A 7329-nucleotide genomic window follows, 5' to 3' on the forward strand; every position below is an offset into this window, starting at 1 on the left:
AACGACTTACGCCGCCGTCACCCTGGGGATGGCCGGGATATCCGGTCGGCGTCCATGCTCCTGTACGACCGACCGCCGTCGAGCCCGGTCGGCCTCCCCCGATGCCGGTGGCGGCGCGGGGCGCCCATAGAGATAGCCCTGCCCCAACTGGCACCCCAATTGCCTTAGACGATGCGCCTGCACCTCGGTCTCGATCCCCTCGGCAACAACGACCTTGCCCAGCCCGCGGCCCAGACCGACGATCGCATGGACGATCGCCAGCGTCCCGCCATCGGACTCGTCGATGCCCGCGACGAAGGACCGGTCGATCTTGATCCGGTCGACCGGCAACTGGCGGAGATGGACGAGCGAGGCATAGCCGGTGCCGAAATCGTCGAGCGCGATGCACACCCCGGCATCGTGCAGGGTGCGCAGATTGGCGAGGATACTGTCCGCCGCCCGGTCGAGCATCACGCCCTCGGTCACCTCGACGCACAGCCGGTCGGGCGCGACGCCATGATGGGCCAGCCGGTCGAGCACTTCCCGCGCACCGCGCGGGCCCGCCAGTTGCGCCGAGGTGAAGTTGACGCTGAGCACGCCCAGCCGCTCGCCCTGTTCGCGCAGCGCGCTCAGGGCCAGTTCCAGCACATGCTCCTGGATCATCAGCCCGATCCGCTCCGCGACCAGCACATCGGCGAAGCGATCCGGCGGCAACAGGCCGTGGCGCGGGTGATCCCAGCGGAGCAACGCTTCGTGACCGCCCGCCGTCCCGGTATCCAGCGACACGATCGGCTGCATATAGAGCAGGAATTCGCCGCGTTCGATCGCCAGTTCGGCATCATCGATAAAGGCGACCTGAAGGTCGCGCAGAGAGCGCTGCAACGGATCGTAGCGGGTGTAGCGCCCCCGGCCGAGCCGCTTGGCGGTGTACAGCGCCAGATCGGCATTCTGGTAGAGCAGGTCGACCGCCCGCGCGTCTTCGGGGAAGCGCGCCGACCCGATGCTGAGCGACAGGGGACGGCCGCGATCCTCGGCATGCCAGACATCGCCCTGAAGCCCGATCGCCGCGTTGGCGAGCGCAGCCTCGTCGCCCTGCGTGCCGGGACATAATATGGCGAACTCGTCCCCGCCGATCCTCGCGATGCGCGTACCCGGCCACCCCCGCGCCGTCTCGGCCAGGACCGTGCCGACATGCTGCAACAGCGTGTCGCCGACCGCGTGGCCCAGACGGTCGTTGACGTCCTTCATGAAGTCGACATCGACCAGGAACAGGCTGAACGCCCTGTCCGCGACCATCCATTCATGGGCCTGTTGCTGGAACGCAAAGCGATTGCCCAACCCGGTCAGGAAATCGGTATGCGCCGCCAGCCGCAACGTCTTGGTTTCGGCTAGGTCGATCTCGCGGCGCTGGCGGGCAAGCTCCAGTTCCTGACGGATCAGGCGGAACCGATCGGCGATCGCCAGTGACAGGACCAGCGCCTCGAACGCCAATGCGGCGAAGGTCGCCATATCGACGATGTCGTTCTGCGGCGCGAAGCCCAGGTTGCGGCTCAGCCGGGCCAGGAAGACACCGATGACCGGGCCCCAACCGATGAGATAGAACCAGATCACCCGGCTGCCGCGCCGCGCCGCGATTCCCGAAGACAGGGCAACCAGCAGCGCCGTGGCCGCGATCACGTAATTGAGCAGCCGGTCGGTGATCCCCGGCGGCAACCATCCATCCGCCGCCGCCAGGAACCCCAGCACAGCCCCCGCGACCGACAGCATTCGACCCACCATGGCGAAGCGGCGCGGCAAGACACCCTCCTCGATCACCGCGAAGAAGAACATGTTACCCGCCGCGACCATCAGGCCGACCAGCACCAGGTTCAACCGGACCGCGAGCGGCCCGATCAGCCACGGCACCAGAAACGCCGCGGTGTTCGTCCAGACCAGTCCATAGGCCAGCGCGACGCTGACCCACAGCAGGTACCAGCGCTGGAACGCGGGACGCTGGCCGGTGTGGATCACCAGATTATAGAGGAGCGCGGACAACAGCGTTCCCGTGAACAACCCCATCAGCAACAGCCAGCGAATGTCGCCATCGGTCATCCGGCCGCCCGGTCGCGCCTCCAGCTTGCGCATCAAATAGAGTTCGTCGATGTTGCGAAAGCCCAGATAAAGGCCGCGCACATCACGCCCAGCCAAGGGAATGACGAAGCGCAGAAGCCCGCCGGGGGCGCCATGTCCCTGTAATTCGTCGGACGAACGCTCGATCCGCATGCTGCCGTCACGACCGACGACCAGCAGGGCGATACGGCCGAACCGGGTCTGGTCGATCAATATGTCCCAGCGCGGCGGCAGCGCGCCGAGATTCGACGGGTCGAGACGCAACCAAAGCCAGGGCGCGCCCCGGTTCGACTCATGGGCGTTGCACTGGTAACGGGCGCCCATCACCATAGCCGCATCCGACCCATCGGGCAGCGCGGCGCTACACGCCGCTTTGCGCAGGTCGATGGCCGTGGCCGACGCCGTTCCCGGCATCACCCCCGCCAGCAGCATGAGCAGCGCAAGCGCCACCGCCTTGATGTCCGATGCCACTTTCGCGGCCCCCATTTTACCTACCCGCCCTCAACCTGCTCTAAGCAGGTCATATTAACGATAAGGCAAGTGTAAATTCGGTTAGCACATTTAACCGCGGAAGGGGATTGGTCGAGATTGCCCCTATGGCGCACCCGCCGTTGCCGCGCGCGCCGCCTCGATTTCCCCGCCCCAGGGATCGACTTGCGCGACAGCCTTGCCTTCGGGGGTGAAGTCCATGATGAGGTCACCGGCCTTCGCATAGCGCGGCCATTCCGGCAGGCCGGGCGCATTGGGATCACCGGTCTTGGCGAACCGGATCAGGTAACGGCTCATCACCTGCCCGATGGCGCGATCGCGCGACGTGGTCGCATCGCCATATTTGATGGCGGTGGTGTCGAAGAAAAAGGGAATGTCGGTCGCATGCTGCGCGCCCGGCTGGTCCACCGAGTTGGCGACATAGGAAAAGCGATATTCCCACACCGGCACGCCCTTCCCGGCCATATGGGCGGCCACGTCGCGCGCCCCGGCAATCATGAAGCCGGTCTTGCCGCCGATATCGGCGCTGGTCGCCCCCACGACCATCGGCGCACGGGCAAAGCGGTTCTCGGCATAGGCCCGCCCCATATCGACCACGACCTTGCCATCGGCGAAGGGCGCCATATGGGTGGGGGGACCGGGCTGGGGCCGGAACAGCGCCATCATGTTGAGCCCGTCGGTCACCGCCTCGGCGCTCAACGCGCGAAGCCGGGCCAGCGCATCGGGGCGGTCGGGATCGATAGCCTGGGACCGGGCGAAATTCTCACCGATCCGCTCGGCATCGGCCAGCGTCTTGCCGTCGGACCGGCCATTGCCGCCCGACATGATGAAGACCTTGTGGAACAGGCCTTTGGCCAGCGGCGAGGTGTTGAGCATGTGCACCGACATGCCGCCCGCGCTTTCCCCGACGATGGTGATGTTGGACGGATCGCCCCCGAACGCCGCCGCGTTGCGCCGCACCCACTGCAGCGCGGCGATCTGGTCCATGATCCCGTAATTGCCCAATCGCCCGCTATCTTCACCCGCCCTGGTCAGTTGCGGCAGCGCAAAGGTCCCGAACCGGCCGACCCGGTAATTGAAGCTGACGAACAGCACGCCCTGCCTGGCCAGCTCCGTCCCCGAATAGGTCGGCGGAGACGCGCCGCCATTCACGAAACCGCCGCCATAGATCCAGACTAGGATCGGCAGTTTGCCGCGACTCGCCATCGGCTTCCAGACATTGGCATAAAGGCAATCCTCCGCCGGGGTCGTACCCAGAGGCGCGGCATCGCTGGGAAACGGCACCTGCATGCAGTCATGCGCATAGGCCGTGGCATCGCGCACGTCCGTCCATGCGGCGGCGGGCTGGGGGGCCCGCCAGCGAAGCGGCCCGACCGGCGGGGCGGCGAACGGGATTCCCTTCCAACTGGCGACCCCGTCGGTCACGCTGCCCCGCACCACCCCCCGATCGGTGGCGATGACAGGGGCGTCGGACGCCGTCTGCGCGGCCAGGGGAGCGGCCATCACGATGGTCGCCGCCACGACGCCCTTCAGGGTAATGCTCACGGGCCCCTCTCCTCACGATGAGTCGCAACCACGATGTTTTCGCGGCCATTTTCATCAGGATAGTGGCGAAGCCCCTCGATTGGGAAGGGGGTGTCGTATCATTCCGCGAGCGGGTCGACGTGTCGATCCCGTTTGTCGCTGGCATGGCGGGCGTGCTGGGTAGCGCGGTGCAAATATGCCGCGCAATCCCGTTTGTCAGCGGGATATGCGCCCGGCGTCTTTTGGACGGCGGGCCAGAGCGCGGCTATGCTGTGCGCGTTGGCGAACACAGCAGGCGGCTTTCATGCCGAATGCCATCGTTTTACGAGAATGACTGGCGACGCGCGGTCCGATGCCGTGCAGATCGCCAGCGCTGTTGGCGTGAACGCGGGGAAGCCCGCGAGGTGGTGTGACCTGGCGAGCGTATGTGTGTGGTGGGATGGTTGCGGGGGCAGGATTTGAACCTGCGGCCTTCAGGTTATGAGCCTGACGAGCTACCGGGCTGCTCCACCCCGCGCCGAATTTGGGATACGGTGGAAATTGTGAATGGGTTTTTTTGTGTATACGCGGACTATAATGCCTGGCGGCGCCCTACTCTTCCACTGCTTGAGCAGTAGTACCATTGGCGCAGTCGGGTTTCACGGCCGAGTTCGGGATGGGATCGGGTGGGACACCGACGCTATGGCCACCAGGCAATAGAGTCCGCGAATACGTCCCCATCTGTTTGGATGGGGAGTTGGGTATAAAATCGATGCGTGCACTGGCTGTATTGATGACCGCACTCTCAGTCATCAGCCCAGGGCTGATGGTGGGGGTGTGGAGCTCTCAAGCGCGAATAGGACAATTAGTATCGGTTAGCTCCATGCGTTACCGCACTTCCACATCCGATCTATCAAGGTCGTGGTCTTCGACCGTCCTGAGAAATCTTATCTTGAGGGAGGCTTCCCGCTTAGATGCTTTCAGCGGTTATCCCGTCCGTACATAGCTACCCTGCTGCGCCGTTGGCACGACGACAGGTACACCAGAGGTACGTTCAACCCGGTCCTCTCGTACTAGGGTCAACTCCTCTCAAATTTCGACGCCCACGGCAGATAGGGACCAAACTGTCTCGCGACGTTCTGAACCCAGCTCACGTACCACTTTAATTGGCGAACAGCCAAACCCTTGGGACCTGCTCCAGCCCCAGGATGTGATGAGCCGACATCGAGGTGCCAAACAACCCCGTCGATATGAGCTCTTGGGGGTTATCAGCCTGTTATCCCCGGCGTACCTTTTATCCGTTGAGCGATGGCCCTTCCACGAGGGACCACCGGATCACTATGACCGACTTTCGTCTCTGCTCGACTTGTCAGTCTCGCAGTCAGGCTGGCTTATGCCATTGCACTCTAACAGCCGGTTTCCAACCGGCCTGAGCCAACCTTCGCGCGCCTCCGTTACTCTTTAGGAGGCGACCGCCCCAGTCAAACTACCCGCCACAGAGGGTCCCTGTACCGGTTTCACGGTACGAGGTTAGACATTAAACAACAACAGGGTGGTATTTCACCTATGGCTCCACATCGGCTGGCGCCAATGCTTCAAAGCCTCCCACCTATGCTACACAGTTCTTGTCCAATGCCACTCTGAAGCTGCAGTAAAGGTGCACGGGGTCTTTCCGTCTAACCGCGGGTACTCCGCATCTTCACGGAGAATTCAATTTCGCTGAGCATGTCCTGGAGACAGTGGGGAAGTCGTTACGCCATTCGTGCAGGTCGGAACTTACCCGACAAGGAATTTCGCTACCTTAGGACCGTTATAGTTACGGCCGCCGTTTACCTGGGCTTCATTTCAGAGCTTGCACTCCTCCACTTAACCTTCAGGCACCGGGCAGGCGTCAGGCCCTATACGTCGTCTTGAAGCCGACTTAGCAGAGCCCTGTGTTTTTGCTAAACAGTCGCTACCCCCTGGCCTGTGCCCCCCATGAGAGCTTGCGCTTACATGGGGCCTCCTTCTTCCGAAGGTACGGAGGCAATTTGCCGAGTTCCTTCAGGACACTTCTCTCAAGCGCCTTGGTATACTCTACCTGACCACCTGTGTCGGTTTCGGGTACGGTCTATACGGTGGGGCTATTTCCCGGGACCTCTTCGAGGCACGTCCAATCCGATAAGGACGTACAACACACGAGATCCGTCACACACCACCAGGCCCACGAATATTAACGTGGTTCCCATCGACTACCCCCTTCGGGCTCGTCTTAGGGGCCGGCTCACCCTGCGCGGATTAGCCTTGCGCAGGAACCCTTGGTCTTTCGGCGAGAGGGCATCTCACCCTCTTTATCGCTACTCATGTCTGCATTCGCACTTCCGATACCTCCACGACCCATTACCAGATCGCTTCGCAGGCTTACGGAACGCTCCGCTACCGCGTGTACTTGCGTACACACCCTAAGCTTCGGTGCGTGTCTTGAGCCCCGTTACATCTTCGCCGCAGAAACCCTTGTTTAGACCAGTGAGCTGTTACGCTTTCTTTAAAGGATGGCTGCTTCTAAGCCAACCTCCTGGTTGTTTTGGGATTTCCACATGCTTTCCCACTTAGACACGACTTGGGGACCTTAGCTGTAGGTCAGGGCTGTTTCCCTTTTGACGACGGACCTTAGCACCCGCCGTCTGTCTCCCGAGTATCACTCATAGGTATTCGGAGTTTGGTTAGTATTGGTAGATCTCGCGACCCCCGCAACCATCCAGTGCTCTACCCCCTATGGTGTCCGCTCGAGGCACTACCTCAATAGTTTTCGCGGAGAACCAGCTATTTCCCGGCTTGATTGGCCTTTCACCCCTAAGCACAACTCATCCGGTAACTTTTCAACGTTAATCGGTTCGGACCTCCAGTGCGTGTTACCGCACCTTCATCCTGGTCATGCATAGATCGCCGGGTTTCGGGTCTAATACTTCAAACTAAAGCGCCCTATTCAGACTCGCTTTCGCTGCGCCTACACCTATCGGCTTAAGCTTGCTTGAAACATTAAGTCACAGACCCATTATGCAAGAGGTACGCTGTCAGGCCATAAAGACCCTCCAACTGCTTGTAGGCAATCCGTTTCAGGTACTGTTTCACTCCCCTCATCGGGGTGCTTTTCACCTTTCCCTCACGGTACTAGTTCGCTATCGGTCATGTACGAGTATTTAGGCTTGGAGGGTGGTCCCCCCATGTTCAGACAGGATTTCACGTGTCCCGCCCTACTCGAGTCCCATC

At 61.9% G+C, this 7329-nt stretch carries 2 protein-coding genes, 1 tRNA gene and 2 rRNA genes (1 of these 5 only partly in view); all 5 read right to left on the bottom strand.

Translation table 11 applies throughout. The features are described from left to right. Positions 1 to 6: 6 nt before the first annotated feature. Positions 7 to 2559, bottom strand: coding sequence for a bifunctional diguanylate cyclase/phosphodiesterase (locus QE379_RS18215; protein WP_307002653.1), 2553 nt, complete (start codon positions 2557 to 2559; stop codon positions 7 to 9). Positions 2560 to 2682: 123 nt separating this feature from the next. Next, positions 2683 to 4080 carry a carboxylesterase/lipase family protein gene (locus QE379_RS18220; protein ID WP_307003295.1) on the bottom strand — a complete coding sequence of 466 codons (1398 nt, stop codon included), beginning with the start codon at positions 4078 to 4080 and terminating at the stop codon, positions 2683 to 2685. A 461-nt stretch (positions 4081 to 4541) separates the two neighbouring features. After that, positions 4542 to 4618: transfer RNA gene (locus tag QE379_RS18225), tRNA-Met, on the bottom strand. 61 nt (positions 4619 to 4679) lie between these two features. Further along, a 5S ribosomal RNA gene (gene rrf / locus QE379_RS18230) occupies positions 4680 to 4794 on the bottom strand. 131 nt (positions 4795 to 4925) lie between these two features. Continuing rightward, positions 4926 to 7329, bottom strand: a 23S ribosomal RNA gene (locus tag QE379_RS18235); it runs 419 nt beyond the window's last position.

The sequence above is a fragment of the Sphingomonas sp. SORGH_AS_0879 genome, assembly GCF_030819175.1.
GTDB lineage: Bacteria > Pseudomonadota > Alphaproteobacteria > Sphingomonadales > Sphingomonadaceae > Sphingomonas.